Here is a 17,429-nt window from a genome sequence, read left to right as displayed (position 1 = left end):
TTTATTACTATATTTAATAATGAAGTTAATGTTTAAAAACGGTCAACCATATTTAGGGATGTACACCACTCACCACTTACCACTCACCACTTACCACTCACCACTCACCACTCACCACTCACCACTCACCACTTACCACTCACCACTTACCACATCAAAACCACCCCTCTCTATCCAAACTGCGATACTGAATGGCTTCGGCAATGTGATGGGAGTGAATGCATTCTTGCTTATCTAGATCGGCTATCGTCCGGGCTACTTTGAGAATACGATCATAAGCACGAGCGGACAAGTTTAAGCGTTCCATAGCAGATTTGAGCAGCGCTAAGGAGTCGGAATCTAAGGCGCAATATTCCCGCAGTAAAGCCGTTGACATTTGAGCGTTATAGTGTATGCCGGGGTGATTGACAAAGCGCTGCACTTGTTTCTTTCTCGCTTCCATCACGCGTTCTCGAATTGCTTCACTAGGCTCTGCCAGTTGCTTATCTGCTAATTTTTCAAATGGAACAGGAGTTACTTCAATGTGTAAGTCGATCCGATCCAATAGAGGCCCCGATATTTTATTGATATAGCGCTGCATTTCGGCTTGTGTTGATTGCATCATCGAGCCTGGCTCGTGAAAATAGCCACTCGGACTAGGGTTCATACTGGCGACTAACATAAAAGAAGAAGGATAGGTAATAGTGAACTTGGCACGCGAAATCGTCACTTCACGATCTTCTAAGGGTTGACGCATTACTTCTAATACTTCCCGTTTAAACTCAGGCAATTCGTCTAAAAATAAAACGCCATTATGGGCTAAGGAAATCTCTCCTGGTTGTGGATAACTTCCTCCGCCAACCAAAGCAACAGATGAAGCTGTATGATGGGGATTGCGAAAAGGACGCACGCGAATTAAACCTTTGTCTTTGGCCTTGCCGACTACACTGTGAATTTTGGTTGTTTCTAGCGACTCCGCTAAAGTCATCGGAGGCAATATACTCGCCAATCGTTTGGCCAGCATAGTCTTACCAGAACCCGGCGGTCCAATTAGAATAATGTTATGCCCTCCCGAAGCAGCAATCTCCATCGCGCGTTTGATGCTTTCTTGTCCTTTGACATCTTTAAAATCTCGATCTAAGTGATCTTCTTGATCGACGACATCACCCTCAAAATCCAACTGATAGGGTTCTAATACCGTCTTGCCTTCAAAGAATGCAATAACTTCTTCAATGCTATCTACACCATAAACGGCTAATCCATCGACAACCGCTGCTTCTTTCTGATTTTCCTTGGGAAGAATTATCCCCTTAAACCCCTCTTCCTTTGCCTTAATTGCAATTGGCAATGCTCCATTGATACTCTGCAGCGCTCCATCCAACGACAATTCTCCCATGACAATATAATCTGCTTCATTGAGGTGCATTTTAATCTGATCTGATGCTATTAAAATCCCCATGGCAATTGGCAAATCGTAAGCAGAGCCTTCTTTTCGCATATTGGCAGGCGCCAAATTGATGGTGATTCGCTTTCCAGGTAACCGATACCCTACATTGGATAAAGCGGCGGCAATTCGATAGGAACTCTCTTTGATGGCATTATCGGCTAATCCAACCAAATAATATCCAACCCCGTGATCTACATTTACCTCTGTTGTAATTGTCGTTGCGTCAATTCCAAAAACAGCACTTCCATATATTTTTGTCAACATCCCTCCTACTTTGGTTTACAGTTTCATCTCTTAACGGTACAAAATGTATTCCTCATCTTCTTTTATTACCAAAATAAGGTGCATTTTGAACGAAATTGCCTAGAAACCTTTTCTATTTCATCTTTTATTTGCCAACACCATTTGGGAAAAAATAAAAAAAGTTCAATACCCGAAGACACTGAACTTTTTTATAACACTACAATATAATATACTTAATTTTTATTTGCCTTTTTTCTATTGGCAAAATACAGCTTGTTCACACATAAACATGCTGTCGTTAATCGACAACCTACACTACTTACAAGGAGTATTCAAGGCTATAATAAAAGACATAAGACATCGCCATTAAACAAAATACCCAACAGTACCGCATTGCAAAATGACTCCTATATATCATGCTTTTATTCTCAGTTCCGCAAGAGTTTTAGGGTCATCCCTTCGCCTATTGCGAATTATCCATCCTTAGAAACCCTTCTTGTTAAGGTTAGATGTATAAAGATAGCCACAATAATTTGAATATACAAAAGAAGCAGATACAAACCTCATCCTTCCTTACCTCATCTGCGATTGAGCCTATATGCGGTATCTTCAGCCTCATTTTCGGGTATAAAGCTTCTGCATCTACTTGTATATTGTTAATTTTATGCTTACTATTCACCAACTTAATCAAAAATTATTCCTAAATTGAATAGGACAATATGTAGAGTTGTAGAACACATCCCCAACTTTCAACGGTTTTTAAAAAAAATTACTGGGGATAAACTAATATTTATAAACAATTTAAAATTTACAACAATTTAAATATCAACAACTTAGATAAAATTTTCCCATTTAAGTTACAAAATGTAACTATTTTGGCACTCTAGTTGAATAAGTACTATCACAGAAGAAATAATTCATCACCTACAACAAATAATAAATAGTATGAAAATGATAACAAATCGAAAAGTGTTTTTTATTGGTTTTGCAGCCTTGCTTATGATTGGAACGCTTGTTGCTATTAACAGTTGCAACATTGGCAATTCTAAAACACTAGATCCGAGAGAAAATGCAATTGCATTACCTATCATCCAAGTTGATACCACAACTGCTATTACGATTAAAGATTATATTGGAAATATTGAGGGAAAGATCAATGTAGAAATTCGCCCACAAGTAGAAGGAACTCTAGACAAAATTTTTGTGGATGAGGGAGCTTATGTACAAGAAGGGCAACCGCTATTCCAAATTAATCCCCAACCGTATCAGGAGATTTTAAACAATATGATCGCGACTGAAAATGTAGAAAAAGCAAAGTTAAAAAATGCACAGTTAGAGATTGACCGTTTAAAACCGTTGATTGACAATGAGGTTATTGCAGAAGTACAATTGGAAACGGCAAAGTCAAACTACGAGATTGCTAGAGCATCCCTGGCGAAAGCGACAGCTGCAGTGGCTAGTGCTCAAATTAATATAGATTACACCACGATCAAAGCGCCTGTTAGTGGATACATTGGTCGTATGCCAAAGCGCATCGGTAACTTAGTGAGCAAAGGCGACAAAGAACCGCTTACCGTTTTAACAGACGTAAGTGAAGTATATGTTTACTTTGGTATGAGTGAATCTGATTTCCTCTACTTTACAAAAGGCACAAAAAAATCAGATAGTACCCGTATCACTTCTTCGGGACAAATTCTTCCGGAAGTAACTTTAATCTTAGCCGATGGGCATGAGTATAGCGAAAAAGGAAAAGTTGATATGGTAAACGGACAAGTAAACAGAAACACAGGTTCTATTTCTTTGCGTGCTTCTTTTCCAAACTCGCAAGATGTTATGCGTTCCGGAAATACAGGTACTGTTAAACTTCAAGAGACCAAAGCGCACGTCATTCTAATTCCGCAAGAAGTTACAACGGCTATCCAAGATAAAACCTTCGTTTATATTTTAGACGCAGAAGATAAAGTGAAGCTACAGTCGATCCAATTAGACGGAGTATCTGGAACAAATTATATTGTATCCGAGGGATTGCAGATCGGAGATCGCGTAATCAAAACTGGATTTGACAAATTAACAGAAGGCATGTATGTAAAAGCGATGAACTAATCCATCGCCACTGCTTCTTTATTTTCACCTTTACTAAATTCAAAAAATATGCTAAAGACTATTATAAATCGTCCCATACTAGCTACCGTAATTTCGATCATGTTCGTTTTACTTGGGCTAGTAGGACTAACGTTGTTGCCTATTACTCGATTTCCTGAAATTGCTCCTCCTAGTGTAAGTGTATCGACCTCTTATCCTGGAGCCAATGCTGAAACCGTAGCACAAAGTGTCTTACTTCCAATCGAAGAAGCCATTAATGGGGTTGATAATATGACCTACATTAGCTCCAAAGCGAGTAATAGTGGATCGGGAACGATCAACGTATTCTTTAAAGCGGGAACAGATCCCGATCAAGCGGCTGTAAACGTACAAAATCGCGTGAGTAAAGCCGCTAGTGATTTGCCTTCTGAAGTAAATGAAAACGGTATTTCTGTTACTCCTCGTCAGAGTGGTAATATTATGACCATCAACTTTTACAGCGATCACCCTGAAGAAATATACGACGAAACCTTCCTCCAAGCTTTTACACAAATCAACATTAATAGAGAACTCTTACGCGTTCCTGGTGTTGCAGCTGTTGGACGTGTGGGGGCTCGTGATTACTCCATGCGTACATGGTTAAATCCAGAGAAATTAGCGCTATACGGCTTAACTCCTCAAGATGTAATTGCAGCGATTAAGGATCAAAACTTTGAAATTGCACCAGGTAACTTTGGTGAAACTTCGGAAGAAGCATTTGAAACTGCACTAAAACACAAAGGAAGATTCAGTCAGCCTGAAGAATATGAAAATATTGTAATTAAAACCAATGTCGACGGATCAGTACTCTTGTTAAAAGATGTTGCTCGTGTTGAATTTGGAGCATCCAACGTAGGAAGTGACAACAGCGTTAATGGTTTTCCAGGTTTGACGATGAATATTACCCAAACCTCAGGCTCTAACGCTAGAGAAATTGATATCGCTGTGCGAAAAGTATTGGAACGCATTTCAACCACTTTTCCCAAAGGGATCCACTATGAAATTAGCTATTCTGTAAAAGATCAAATAGACGAGTCGATTAACCAAGTGAAAACCACACTTTTCGAAGCCTTTTTCTTGGTATTCATTATCGTATATTTATTCTTACAAGATTTTAGATCGACGATTATTCCCGCGATTGCCATTCCTATTTCGTTAATTGGAACCTTATTCTTTATCTATTTAATGGGCTTCTCCATTAATGTATTGACCATGTTCGCTCTCGTACTCGCCATCGGAATTGTGGTGGATGATGCGATTGTCGTCGTGGAGGCGATTCACGAGAAAATGCATCAAACGGGTCTCAAAGCAAAAGAGGCAACACTTGAAACAATGAGTGAGATTACACGTGCGATTATCTCCATTACCTTGGTGATGTCTGCCGTATTCTTACCTGTAGGTTTTATGCAAGGTCCTGCTGGAATTTTTTACAAGCAATTTGCCTATACCCTAGCCTTTGCCATTCTAATTTCAGCCGTGAATGCCTTGACTTTGAGCCCTGCACTTTGTGCCTTGTTTTTGAAGCAACCCGAGCCCGAAGAACTGGCAAAACAGAAGGAAAAAAATCCTATTAAGAGAGTATCTGCGCGTTTTTTCTTTGCATTTAATACCGCTTTTGACTCGTTTACCAATAAATACGTAGCGACCATCGGCAAATTAATTCGCAACAAAAAAGTAGCAATTTCAGGTTTAGCTCTCATCATCGGATTAGGTGTATTCTTTTTGTATAAAACGCCTTCGTCTTTTATTCCAAGAGAGGATGATAGTTTCATCACCTATTCTCTAGCCATGCCTCCTGGTGCTTCTTTAGCTCGAACGAAAGTCGTTTTGGCCAAAGCCGATAGCATCTTGAAACAGCGAACGGATATTGAGGGGATGACAGCCATCTCGGGATACAACACAATTGACGGAAATGCTAGTCCCTCTTTTGCTGTAGGATACATCAATTTGAAACCGTACAAGAAAAGAGGAAAAGTAAAAAATATAGATCAAATCATCGAAGAAGTTCAAAAAGATTTATCGGTGATTAACGAAGCATCCTTCAACGTTTTCCCACGACCAACTATTCAAGGGTTTGGGGACTTTGGTGGAATTGAATTTGTTTTGCAAGATCGCTTAGGTGGGGATTTTACTTCATTTAGCCAAGCGGCAGATGATGTAATTAAAACACTCAATGAGCGTGAAGAAATCGGTACTGCTTTTACTTCGTTCAAAGCGAACTTCCCCCAGTATTTGTTGGAAATCGACTATATTAAAGCGAAGTCGTTAGGCGTGAGTGTGAAGGATTTAATGACCACCATTAAAAACTATTACGGTAGGGTAAAAGCAGGCGATTTCAACCGTTTTGGACGTACGTATCGCGTGTATATGCAAGCGGATATTGAATATAGAGAAAACCCTCAATCGTTTAATTCCATCTACGTTAAAAACAAGGATGGCGAAATGTTACCAGCCAATACCTTAGTCAAACTGAAAAAAGTATTGGGTCCACAAACGGTGAGTAGATATAACTTGTACAATGCTATCACAGTAAAAGTAAACCCAAGTCAGGGGTATAGTACTGGAGATGCGATGAAAGCAATCGAAGAAGTAGCAAGCAAAATGCCTGGAAACTATTCGTATGAGTTCACGGGTATGTCTTTGGAGGAAAAAGACTCGGGTAATCAAGCGATTTTCATCTTTGCCTTGAGTATTATCTTCGTTTACTTTCTCTTGGCAGCGCAATATGAGAGCTATTTCTTGCCTATTGCTATCTTATTAACTGTACCGACAGGAATCTTAGGTGTAGCTTTATTTGTCAATTTAGCAGGCTTACAAAACAATATCTACGTGCAAGTAGGTTTGGTTATGTTAATTGGATTGTTGGCGAAGAACGCCATTCTAATTATTGAATTTGCGCTTCAACAGCGTAAAAAGGGGCTATCTGTAGTAGATTCAGCTATAGAAGGAGCAAAAATGAGACTACGTCCAATTTTGATGACTTCCTTTGCTTTCGTCGCAGGATTAATTCCCTTGATGTTTACCGTTGGACCGTCTGCACAAGGAAATCACTCCATTAGTTTTAGTGCGGCTGGAGGAATGCTATTTGGAGTAGCTGCAGGTATTTTTATCATTCCTGTTTTATTTGTCATCTTCCAAAATATTGATGAACGATTAAAAGCAAAATTTACTAACGATTAAAAACAAAAGCATGATAAATAAAAGCAATACATCGCATTTCGCCCTCGTTGTTATACTGGGTGCTGGTTTGACTTTATTTCAAGCTTGTGCACCTCAATCGAAATACAGAACGCCTACTTTTGAGCTTCCTGAACAATACAGAGGCCAAAAGGATAGCCTAGCGCAAGGAGACTCCCTTACGATATCAGCTATCAAATGGCGCGATTTCTTTCAAGACGAGCAGCTAACAAATTTGATCGACAAGGGGTTGTCTCACAACTTTGACATGCAAAATGCGCTTAAAAACTTGGAAATCGCCGCTCAAAAAACAAAACAAGCCAAGCTAGAATGGTTACCTTCTTTAGACCTTGAAGCAGGTAGTGTGGCATATCAATATCGTTCGGAGAACTATTATGGAACGCCCTCTTCAAATTATTACAAAAATAAAGGAGAAGAACCACCTACAAATATGTATGTCAATTCAGCTCAATATACCTCTGGGTTGGCGTTGAGTTGGGAAATAGACATTTGGGGAAAGATCAAGAGTCAAACAGCAGAACAATTGGCTCGTTTTCTCCAAACTGAAGAAGCGCGAAAAGCTATTCAAACAGAGCTGATTGCGCAAATTGCGCAAGGATATTACAACCTATTGCTGCTTGATGCACAGATGGAAGTAGCTCAAACCAACTATGAACTAACGAAAAACACGTTAAAAATAGTGGAATTGCAACGCGATGCGGGACAAATAACTTCCTTAGCCATCACACAAACAAAAAACCAAATGTTGGTGGCAAAGGCGTTAATTCCTTCGTTAAAACAGCAAATTGCCATTCAAGAAAACGCCTTATCCCTGCTAACAGGTCAGCTACCAACGAGTATACAGCGCGAGATAACCCTAACAGACGTCAAACAAGAAGAACTTGGTAGTACAGGACTTCCTTTGGCTTTGTTGCAGTATCGTCCCGATGTACAAGTTGCGGAGTTAGAACTAAAAGCGAAAAATGCTGCGGTGGGCGTGGCACAAACAGCGCGATATCCTGCGCTAACCATTAACTTAGAAGGAGGTCTAAACAGCATGCTTGGCGAAAATTGGTTCAATATACCTGGATCGCTCTTTGGAAGTTTGATCGGAAAAGTAACTAATCCAATTTTCAATAAACGCAAGCTAAAAACGACCTTTGAGGTGGCAAAAATAGAGCGTACAAAAAGTGAGATTGACTTTCAAAAAACGGTGTATACCGCAGTAACGGAAGTTACCGATGCTTTAGTCAATTTAAAAACAACAGAAGAGCAAATTGAGATTGCAGATGAACAAGTAACCACTTCTCGATTAGGAGTGAAGCAATCTAATTTATTGTTTAACAGTGGATATGCAACCTATATTGAGGTAATCAACGCACAAAAAAACATGTTAGACAACGAACTAAATCTCAATAAATTAAAGCTTAACAAGCTCCAATATGGGGTACAATTATACAAAGCACTTGGCGGTGGTTGGCAATAACCAACAAAGTAACAAAAGCGAGTAGTATTCTACTCGCTTTTGTTATTCTATTTCGATTCCGATTAACTCCCGGGATTTATCCACTACCCATTGCTCAAAAATGCGTACTTGGTCGATATGGCGATCAATCCACCTGCGGTTGCCGCCGGGTTTCATCTGACTGATGTAATTACAAAAGACATCGCTGTGCTTCTTTTGGTATAGCTCACTGAAAAAAGGCACATAAAAATTCCATTCCAAATCATGTTCCACTTGCTCCGCTGGTCTTTTTACCTCGCTAATTAACTCTAAAAAACGCGTTGTATTGGCGTAGAACGCATCGCCTTTAGTTGTATTTGTCTCAGAAATAGCAGTAGCTGCTGAAAGACTCAGTGCCATTTCTACCGTTAAAAATTTGGACGCCATCGCTTGACGTGTCAAGGTTAGATTGACGTTTTTTTTCTTTTTCGCCGATTCTCCTTCTGCTACGCCTGCTGTATAAAGACTCTTAATCAATTGTTCCATCTTTATTGTGCGAGCCGTATTAGTTTCTAATAACAAAAAGAAATAACCCGCCAACATTGCTTCGGTTCGCTTCCCCTTTTCTGCTTGCATCAACGCTAACATAAAATGGGAACTGGCATGCATTGGGTTTTCGTATATACCAGAATGTAAAGCTTGTTCTGCTTCTTCTATTTTTTTTACTTTCTTGTAAGCTATGGCCAAATTATAATAAACCATCGCATCGGCATTTCTATTTTCTACGGCATCCTCCAACAAGGCAATAGCCTCCTCCACCTGATTGAGGTTGCTCAAGGAAGAAGCTTTTACAACCACAGCAGGAATTACCAACCGCCCTCCTAAATCTATTGTTCGCTGACTGTGTTCAATTGCCAAATCATAATTCCCTTGATACATATAACTTTTTGCAATCTCGTAATGTCCTGAACTCGAATGCGGATCCAAATCCAACATTTTCTTATAACGCTCTATAGCCTGGTCGTACTTTCCTTCTTGTTGGAAAGCCAAGCCTTCTTTGAGTAATTCTTCTAATTGATTTTGAGCAGAAAGGGATAAAGTAGAAATCAAAAATAAAACAACAACATAAAAATATGATTTCATCAACATAGTAAATAAGGTATTTTTTGGTCATTAGAGCCCCTAAGATACTCTTTTTTTTAGTGTTTATTAGCTGAAAAAACCACGGAATATTCTAACAAATAGGTGTGATTCCTTAAAAATTACGTTTATACCACCTATCTTTGTAGTCCATTTGAATAACATTATTTCCCTAATTAAAACCGAAAGAGCATGAAAGAACAATACGAACAAATCGCGATACAATATCACAGTGAAGTATTAGAAAAAGAAACAGAAGAAATTTTATGGGGAATTTTGGTCGATGAAGACAAACAATTATTTCAAATTGACAATATACCATTCTATGGGCCTGAGTTGTCTTGTGAGGATATTGTACATGCGGTGTATGACGAACAACAAAAGCGCTATCAACTCGTACATATCGAAAAGACCTCTGGCAATAGCACGGTTCAAGTAATAGTTTTAAAGGAAAAATACAAGCGTGAGGATTTGTACAATGAAATTTTATACGCACAAACCGAAATTGAATTGGTTGATGATTACTACTTTGTGATTAATGTTCCAGCTCAAACGGATTACAAAAACGTATATGCGATTTTAGCGGCACTAGAAGAGGAACAAAGCATCACATTTGCTGAACCTAATTTATCGCCAAAACACAGTGCAGATATTCGAAAATAACAAAAGCCTCGCGAAACGCGAGGCTTTTTTGTATAATATATAAGTATTTTAGAATTGGAAGTAGATAAAAGGTTGAGGTCCTGCGGTGGCTGTTGCATAGACCACCCAGAATACAAACCCCAATATCACTGACTTCACAAATATTGGTGCCACGTTGAACCATTGGTGTGGAATAGCCATCCATCGCTTAGGAATGAAATGCCAAACAAATCCAATCGCAATCAATAAGAATACGTTTTTATATCCTTCGATAATCGTTAACCAAGCCGCCCAATCAAACTCTAATTCACTAATATTGGACATCATATCCAAGGCCGTTTCGAATGAACTAGCGCGGAAGAAGATCCAACAAAACGTCACAAAGTGAAAAGTTAATAGAATAGAGACAATACGCCAAACAAATGAAGCGGGTTTATCTTTTTTGCGCGGAAACAGCTCCATAACTAATTTGTGGACTGCCAAGGCGATGCCGTGTAGCGCTCCCCAAACGATAAAACGCAAACTAGCTCCATGCCATAACCCACCCAACAACATCGTTGTCAGCAAGTTAAAATTAGTGAACAAACTTTTTCCTTTGGTTTTTGACAAGGCAATAGTCAACATAAAGACAACTAAAGCTAGTATTCCAATGATTAAGGGATAGATACTGTTGTTATAGCTGTAGATCCCCCATCCTATGATGCCAATAAAAAATAAAGCGGGGAAAAAATAACCGCCAAATGTTCCTTTTCGATTTCCTCCTACAGAGATATACAAAAAGTCTTTTAACCACGTAGACAAGGAGATGTGCCATCTTCTCCAGAATTCAGTAATTGACGTAGATTGATAGGGCACATTAAAGTTCATAGGCAATCGATAGCCCAAGAGTAAAGCAATACCGATAGCCATATCCGAATAACCAGAGAAGTCACAATAAATTTGTATTGCATAGCCATAAGAAGCCATTAAATTTTCAAAAGCCGAATAGCTATTGGGGGCATCAAAAACGCGATCCACAAAGTTAATCGAGATATAGTCAGAAATAACGGCCTTTTTCAACACCCCGCCGATGATGAGCAACATTCCTTCATTCACCTGATCACGAGTGACAATCAGATTGGAATAAATCTGTGGAATAAAGTCTTTTGCCCGAACAATCGGTCCGGCAACAAGTTGGGGGAAGAAAGAAATAAAGAACAAATAATCCAAGAAGTTCTTGGTTGGTTCAATTTCCTTTCGGTAAATTTCTATGATATAGCTGATCGATTGAAAGGTATAAAAAGAAATTCCGACAGGCAAAATCAAGTCGTCTAAGTGCCATGTAGAATTGGCGAGGAAATTAAATCCATCCAAAAAGAAATTGGTGTATTTAAAGTATCCCAATAAGCCTAGGTTCAAGACGACACTGAGTGTCAAGAGCATCCGTTTTTTAGTCTCATTGGCACTTTTGTTAATCGTATTAGCAAAAGTATAATCCATTAAAGAGGAGCCGATTAAGATAAAAAGGTATAACCCACTAGATTTATAGTAGAAAAATAGGGAAAACAAGACCACATACAACAAACGCGCATGGAATGTTTTGCGTAAACCAATATAAATCAAATAAAAAACAATAAACATCCCTAAAAAAAGTCCCGAGTTAAACAACAAGGGTTCTTTAGGGTTAAATGTAAACCAATGGATCACGTCATCCCAGGTTACAGGGGGCATTTCTATATTAAATAGACTCATTTGTCTGGGCCGTTTCTGTTGTATAATAATTTTGATACACTTCCATTAAACCTTCATAAAACAAAGTTCCTGTGTATTCATATCCTTTAATTGTATAATGTACTAGATCTTTGGATAACATTTGCTCATCAACGAGATAAGGCAAGCCTAAAGTTCCTCCTAAATTGTAGTACATATCCCAAATTGCATATTGTTGATCAATCCCATTGATGATAATTTCATTGGTTAATGCCGTAGCAACAGTGTTGGGAACTCCTTTGGAGAAATAGCTTGGCGGTGGTGAAGTGATTAAAATGGAAACTTGTGGATTTCGCTCCTTTACTTCTTTTAGAAAGCGATTCATTTCCACTTTAAAGCTTTCTTCATTTATTCGATCAAAGGCCTCGTTTGTTCCTAAGGAGATAATAATTAAATCGGCTTCTAAGCCTTCGAGTTGGCTAAAAAACAACGGATACTTGTTGTAATCAGAATAGCGTGCTCCATTTACGCCAATGGTGTGATATACAATACCCGCTTGATCGTTCTCTAGGACCAACCCATTGAGGTCGTATTGATCAGCTTGGGTAGCGGCATATAAATAAAACTGTTCTGTTGCATCCGGAAAATCAAACGCATAGAAATTTTTTGCTTTCTCGTATTTCACCGGTTGGAAAGAAGAAGCAGCAATTGCGGTATGTTCTACTTTTTTTCCAGGTACAAGTATGGTTTTTCCAGCCTGAATATTGGTCGATTTTAACTTATTTAAATGCTTTAATCCTGTTACGGTTGTATTGTATTTCTGAGCAATACTAGACAGGGATTCCCCTGCCTTAATTTTGTGTGAATTACTTTTGGTTACCGTACTAGTAAAGTTGAGTTCTTTGTCTGCAGTACCAATGCTATACACCAAATCATCGGAAGGTGTAAATAGCTTCACTTTCGTAAAGGCATATTTGCTATCGCGTAAATCTACTTTGATAACTGCGTCCTTTGCTGAAGAGGTTAAAGCAATCCCACTCAAACCAACTTTAGCTCCATTAACAGGAAAAATATTTCGTCTATTTTCCCATGAGGAATTGCTGGAATAACGCACAAAATTATTGCTATTGGTACGTGCTAATTGATAGGGAAATGTAAATCCCAATCCTCCATTACCAAATTGTTCTTGGATCAAATTTCTCACGCGTCCACTAAAGAAATCGGCTTGAATATGAGAATCTCCAATGTGAACAATATTCACTTTTTTTCTTTTCCCTTCGCTCAATTCTTTTAAGCTATGAAAAAAGTGTTTCAATTGTTCAGGATAATAAATCACATTCTTATAGGGGGTATTGACTGAATCATTAGGAGTCAATACCTCGTTCAATGCTTGATCATCTTTCGTTTTTTGAGCAAAAACTCCTAAGCTACACAAAAACAGTAAAGGAGCGACAATGCTATTCCATCTAATCATTGGATACTGTAAATATTTCGTTTTGAACTTTTGTTGTTTGCACGGAATCTTCTTTATTTTTGTTTTTTTGACCCGTCAATTCTTTTCCTTTTTCTGCTTTATAGGCAGCATAACCTTCTTCTAATTGTTTGAAAATAAGAGAAGACACAGCTTGAGCACCTCTGAAGTTAAAGTGGGTATAATCTTTATTGGCCTTTGTAGGTGATTCCTCTACCCATTTTACCATCGATCCTTTTCCGCCCATGGCTTCATACAAATTGAAGAATCCTGTTTTGGATTCCATCGCGTATTTGCGTTGTGCGCGCATCAATGGCGTCACTGCAGAATCTGTTTGCATGGTTAAATTGTATTTAGTCGATTTATCTGCAGTTGAGATTACCAAAATAGATGCTTTTGGAAAACACTGCCTTAAATGACTAACGACTTTATTCATCTGTTTGGTATACCAACTGTAGTTGTATGACCCGTAATTTAGCACATTCGTACCGTAATGTAAAATGATCAAGCTGTAATCAAGTTCTTTTTGGAACTGCTGCATCACGTTGACATTGAATAAAGACAAAGGCAATCCTGAATTTCCTCGACTCGAAAAATTATCGACCTGAACCCCTATTGCACTACTCACATCTACTCCATACAGTGGAATTGAGTCTGCGTGTACAAACTGCAATTTCAATTGCTTCAGGGAGCCATTGACTAATTTTACTTTATTCAGCGCTTTTGCCCCTTGTAAAGATTTGCGAATGGTATCTTTCTGCATGACCATTTCCACTGTTCCTCTTGTATTAGTCGATCGACCATAATACAGGGTAGGGGTATTTAGCGTAGTCATATTGCGGATACTGCCTGCTTGATAACTCACCCATGTGGGTTTTACTGTATCTTTGACAAAGAACACTTGTCCGCCAATACCGAAAGGACTGCGTGGTTTTTTTACATTCAAATAGGATTGTACTTTCCAATTGGAAGAATATTTATGTACAACAGATCCGCGTGATTGAGCAGATTCGGATGTAATTTGTACAAAACCCACTCCTGACCCACCGTACTTATCTTGGTAATTTTTGCGCAGGTCTTGTACAATCATATCCCCATCCGTCATGGAATCGCCATAATACGCAATACGCACTCGTCCATCATTTTGGGTTTCTAATTGATATAAACGTCCGAAGAAATAATCTAAGAAAACCATACCTTTAAAGCTGGCCTCACTTTCGTTCGAAAACAACTCCTCCTCATTGATGATCATCACCTCTCCTTCTTTTGTTGTTTCTCCTGCATCTTCTTCTACACTTTCTTCACCCGCGTCTTTAGGTGGGGTTTTTTCTATGACATCCGCTTCTTTTTCATTTGCTATAGCCTCTAATAACAAGCTATCTATCACTACATTACTTGTTTTGGGCTTTGCTTCAGAAAAAATCTTTTGTGGCAAATTTGCCTTAAAGAATAAAAAAAAGCCACTAGCCAATATAATAATGGCTAATGACTGTATCATGTATGATTTTACTATTTTCACAAAGAACTAAATTACATACGATTTGGCACCGCAATTCCCAACAATGAGAAAGCGTCTTGGATCACCAAACCAACTTTTTGAGACAATTGTACTCTAAACGTTTTCAACGTTGTATCTTCTTCTCCAAGAATAGAAACCGATTGGTAGAAAGAGTTGTATTCTTTCACCACGTCATACACATAGTTTGCCACAAGTGCGGGGCTATGTGATTTTGCTGCATTTTGAATTACTTCTGGAAACTCTTCCAACAATTTGATAATTTCTTTTTCCTTTGGATCTAAAGCGATCGAAGGGGCAACAGTAGTAATATCAAAATCAGCTCTACGCAAAATAGATTGAATACGCGCATAAGTATATTGGATAAACGGTCCTGTATTTCCAGCAAAATCAACCGATTCTTCTGGGTTAAACAGAATGCGTTTTTTAGGATCAACTTTTAAAATATAGTATTTGAGCGCTCCTAAACCAATTGTTTTATACAGCGTCGCTTTTTCTTCTTCTGAGTAACCTTCTAGTTTTCCTAAATCTTCAGCAATAGTACGGGCTGTACTAGTCATCTCTTCCATCAATTCATCTGCGTCAACCACAGTCCCTTCTCTACTCTTCATCTTTCCTGATGGTAAATCTACCATGCCATACGACAAATGGAATAAACTATCGGCCCAGTCAAAACCTAAGCGCTTTAAGATTAAGAATAGTACTTTAAAGTGGTAATCTTGTTCATTCCCCACAGTATAAACCATCCCACCGATATCAGGAAAATCTTTAACACGTTGAATAGCCGTTCCGATATCTTGCGTCATATAAACCGATGTGCCATCACCACGAAGTACCAATTTTTCATCTAATCCTTCGTCTGTTAGGTCAATCCATACAGAGTTATCTTCTTTTTTGAAGAATACACCACGTGCTAATCCGTCTTCTACAACGTCTTTTCCTAATAGATACGTATCACTTTCGTAATAGTTTTTATTAAAATCAATTCCCAAATTAGCATAAGAAACAGCAAACCCATCGTAAACCCATTGGTTCATCTTTTTCCATAACTCAATTACTTCTGGTTTCCCAGCCTCCCAATCCAACAACATTTGTTTGGCTTCTTTGATAATCGGCGCCTCTGCTTTGGCTTGATCTTCTGTCATACCAGTAGCCATCAACGCTTTGATTTGCTCTTTATATTCAATATCGAATTTTACGTAGTAATTTCCGACTAATTTATCGCCTTTTAATCCCGTAGATTCAGGTGTTTCTCCTTGGCCAAACTTTTGCCAAGCCAACATCGACTTACATATATGGATTCCTCTATCGTTAATAATTTGAGTTTTATACACCTTTTTCCCTGCTGCTTTTAAAATCTCAGCAACCGAAAACCCAAGTAAATTATTTCGAACATGCCCTAAGTGTAAAGGCTTATTGGTATTGGGTGAGGAATATTCAACTAATACGGCTTTGTCGTCCGCCTGTGGCGTTTGATATCCAAAATGAGCTTGTTTATACATCTTGGTGAAAGACGCTAAATAATACGCATCTGAAACAACTAAATTTAAAAATCCTTTTACTACATTAAACCGCACGATTTCAGCTGTATTTTCAACTAAATACTCACCAATTTTAGTACCTATCTCGATAGGATTACCTTTAATCTGTTTTAAGAAAGGGAAAATAACAACTGTAACATCTCCTTCAAATTCTTTTCTAGTAACTTGATATTCAACTTTATCAATTGCTACACCATACAGCTCTTGGGCTGCCTTAATAATCTGAGGGGTTAAAATCTGATTCAACATCATTAATAAATTTAATAGGCAAAGATAATTCTTATTTTTCCATGAATAAAATAGTTAAAAGGAAAAATTTCCCCTCTTAAAGGCTTGTTCCCTATTTTTTTTACACTTTCAATCAAAACTTGAATTTTTCGACTTTAAACACTAGATTTGAATACAACTACATTTAGTTTTACATGAAAAATATTCCAGCGAATAAAAAAGGTTTTTTTGTTTATCCCTTACTTGCAAGCCTACTTCCACTACTTATTCTCTATACTCATCAAGGTGCTTTATCTGTTATCAGTATTGAACTACTACTGAGTACCTTGCCTTTAGCGTTTTTTGTGTGGGCTTATGCTTCGACTGTATATCGAATTGAGGACGGTTATTTCCAATACCGTTCTACCTTTATCAAAGGAAAAATAGCCATTTCAACGATCACTCGTCTTGAAGTGGGAAAGAACATGTGGGCAGGAACTAAGCCTGCGTTAAGTACGAAGGGAATAATAATCAAGTTTAACCAATACGATGAGATCTATGTGGCTCCCCAGAGCAATTCGGATTTGGTTCGTGAATTTGTAGCGATTAATCCCTCTATTGAGGTAGTGAATCACGAGAAGAAATAGCAAAAAAAAAGCCTATTCGCAATGAATAGGCTTTTTTTTGTGGGCGATGAGGGATTCGAACCCCCGACCCTCTCGGTGTAAACGAGATGCTCTGAACCAGCTGAGCTAATCGCCCGAATATAAAATATACATTCGGAAAATTTCCAAATTTAGTATGAATTGTGG

11 protein-coding genes and 1 tRNA gene are annotated in these 17,429 nt (G+C 38.3%); 5 read left to right on the top strand and 7 right to left on the bottom strand.

Going from position 1 to position 17,429, the window contains the following annotated elements; translation table 11 throughout:
• Nucleotides 1-154: 154 nt before the first annotated feature.
• The gene (locus tag HX062_RS12545) at nucleotides 155-1,690 is read right to left on the bottom strand and encodes a YifB family Mg chelatase-like AAA ATPase (protein ID WP_286467651.1); all 1,536 of its coding nucleotides are present in this window, start codon (nucleotides 1,688-1,690) and stop codon (nucleotides 155-157) included.
• A gap of 924 nt (nucleotides 1,691-2,614) precedes the next feature.
• Between HX062_RS12545 and HX062_RS12540 the strand changes: the two genes are divergently transcribed.
• The 3 genes from HX062_RS12540 to HX062_RS12530 are packed head-to-tail and all read left to right on the top strand — an operon-like array spanning nucleotide 2,615 to nucleotide 8,453.
• Nucleotides 2,615-3,772 carry an efflux RND transporter periplasmic adaptor subunit gene (locus HX062_RS12540; protein WP_255492488.1) on the top strand — a complete coding sequence of 386 codons (1,158 nt, stop codon included), beginning with the start codon at nucleotides 2,615-2,617 and terminating at the stop codon, nucleotides 3,770-3,772.
• A 48-nt stretch (nucleotides 3,773-3,820) separates the two neighbouring features.
• Nucleotides 3,821-6,970: an efflux RND transporter permease subunit gene (locus HX062_RS12535; protein ID WP_182628622.1), complete on the top strand. Its 3,150-nt coding sequence runs from the start codon at nucleotides 3,821-3,823 to the stop codon at nucleotides 6,968-6,970.
• Nucleotides 6,971-6,980: 10 nt separating this feature from the next.
• Nucleotides 6,981-8,453, top strand: coding sequence for an efflux transporter outer membrane subunit (locus HX062_RS12530; RefSeq protein ID WP_286467650.1), 1,473 nt, complete (start codon nucleotides 6,981-6,983; stop codon nucleotides 8,451-8,453).
• A 42-nt stretch (nucleotides 8,454-8,495) separates the two neighbouring features.
• Here the strand turns inward: HX062_RS12530 and HX062_RS12525 are convergent, their stop codons facing one another.
• The gene (locus HX062_RS12525) at nucleotides 8,496-9,560 is read right to left on the bottom strand and encodes a tetratricopeptide repeat protein (protein ID WP_286467649.1); all 1,065 of its coding nucleotides are present in this window, start codon (nucleotides 9,558-9,560) and stop codon (nucleotides 8,496-8,498) included.
• 183 nt (nucleotides 9,561-9,743) lie between these two features.
• Between HX062_RS12525 and HX062_RS12520 the strand changes: the two genes are divergently transcribed.
• Nucleotides 9,744-10,214 (top strand): DUF4265 domain-containing protein, encoded by a 471-nt coding sequence (locus tag HX062_RS12520; protein WP_286467648.1) that lies wholly within the window; start codon nucleotides 9,744-9,746, stop codon nucleotides 10,212-10,214.
• 48 nt (nucleotides 10,215-10,262) lie between these two features.
• On the opposite strand, the gene HX062_RS12515 is transcribed toward HX062_RS12520, so the two are convergent.
• Genes HX062_RS12515 through argS form a run of 4 tightly spaced genes read right to left on the bottom strand, consistent with a single transcriptional unit; the run spans nucleotide 10,263 to nucleotide 16,662 of the window.
• On the bottom strand, nucleotides 10,263-11,924 hold the full coding sequence (locus HX062_RS12515) for an MBOAT family O-acyltransferase (RefSeq protein ID WP_182628618.1): 1,662 nt from the start codon (nucleotides 11,922-11,924) through the stop codon (nucleotides 10,263-10,265).
• Nucleotides 11,911-13,356, bottom strand: coding sequence for a LysM peptidoglycan-binding domain-containing protein (locus HX062_RS12510; RefSeq protein WP_286467646.1), 1,446 nt, complete (start codon nucleotides 13,354-13,356; stop codon nucleotides 11,911-11,913). Before HX062_RS12510 ends, HX062_RS12515 begins: the two co-directional genes overlap by 14 nt.
• On the bottom strand, nucleotides 13,349-14,851 hold the full coding sequence (locus HX062_RS12505) for an SGNH/GDSL hydrolase family protein (RefSeq protein ID WP_286467645.1): 1,503 nt from the start codon (nucleotides 14,849-14,851) through the stop codon (nucleotides 13,349-13,351). The genes HX062_RS12510 and HX062_RS12505 overlap by 8 nt, the downstream gene beginning before the upstream one ends.
• Before the next feature lie 32 nt (nucleotides 14,852-14,883).
• A complete protein-coding gene (gene argS / locus HX062_RS12500; RefSeq protein ID WP_182628615.1) occupies nucleotides 14,884-16,662 on the bottom strand; it encodes an arginine--tRNA ligase in 1,779 nt (592 codons plus the stop codon).
• 170 nt (nucleotides 16,663-16,832) lie between these two features.
• Here argS and HX062_RS12495 point away from each other — a divergent pair, with 170 nt between their 5' ends.
• Nucleotides 16,833-17,264, top strand: coding sequence for a PH domain-containing protein (locus HX062_RS12495; RefSeq protein ID WP_286467644.1), 432 nt, complete (start codon nucleotides 16,833-16,835; stop codon nucleotides 17,262-17,264).
• Nucleotides 17,265-17,304: 40 nt separating this feature from the next.
• Here HX062_RS12495 and HX062_RS12490 read toward each other — a convergent pair.
• A tRNA-Val gene (locus HX062_RS12490) sits at nucleotides 17,305-17,379 on the bottom strand.
• Nucleotides 17,380-17,429: the final 50 nt, after the last annotated feature.

Origin of the sequence: Myroides sp. DF42-4-2, assembly GCF_030326445.1 — a bacterium.
In the GTDB taxonomy this organism is placed as follows: domain Bacteria; phylum Bacteroidota; class Bacteroidia; order Flavobacteriales; family Flavobacteriaceae; genus Flavobacterium.
This window is presented reverse-complemented; position numbering and strand designations above follow the sequence as displayed.

What these genes read in the sequence shown, in the direction of transcription:
- HX062_RS12545 (WP_286467651.1), bottom strand. Translation starts at nt 1,690, where the DNA reads ATGTTGACAAAAATATATGGAAGTGCTGTTTTTGGAATTGACGCAACG.
- HX062_RS12540 (WP_255492488.1), top strand. Translation starts at nt 2,615, where the DNA reads ATGAAAATGATAACAAATCGAAAAGTGTTTTTTATTGGTTTTGCAGCC.
- HX062_RS12535 (WP_182628622.1), top strand. Translation starts at nt 3,821, where the DNA reads ATGCTAAAGACTATTATAAATCGTCCCATACTAGCTACCGTAATTTCG.
- HX062_RS12530 (WP_286467650.1), top strand. Translation starts at nt 6,981, where the DNA reads ATGATAAATAAAAGCAATACATCGCATTTCGCCCTCGTTGTTATACTG.
- HX062_RS12525 (WP_286467649.1), bottom strand. Translation starts at nt 9,560, where the DNA reads ATGTTGATGAAATCATATTTTTATGTTGTTGTTTTATTTTTGATTTCT.
- HX062_RS12520 (WP_286467648.1), top strand. Translation starts at nt 9,744, where the DNA reads ATGAAAGAACAATACGAACAAATCGCGATACAATATCACAGTGAAGTA.
- HX062_RS12515 (WP_182628618.1), bottom strand. Translation starts at nt 11,924, where the DNA reads ATGAGTCTATTTAATATAGAAATGCCCCCTGTAACCTGGGATGACGTG.
- HX062_RS12510 (WP_286467646.1), bottom strand. Translation starts at nt 13,356, where the DNA reads ATGATTAGATGGAATAGCATTGTCGCTCCTTTACTGTTTTTGTGTAGC.
- HX062_RS12505 (WP_286467645.1), bottom strand. Translation starts at nt 14,851, where the DNA reads ATGATACAGTCATTAGCCATTATTATATTGGCTAGTGGCTTTTTTTTA.
- argS (WP_182628615.1), bottom strand. Translation starts at nt 16,662, where the DNA reads ATGATGTTGAATCAGATTTTAACCCCTCAGATTATTAAGGCAGCCCAA.
- HX062_RS12495 (WP_286467644.1), top strand. Translation starts at nt 16,833, where the DNA reads ATGAAAAATATTCCAGCGAATAAAAAAGGTTTTTTTGTTTATCCCTTA.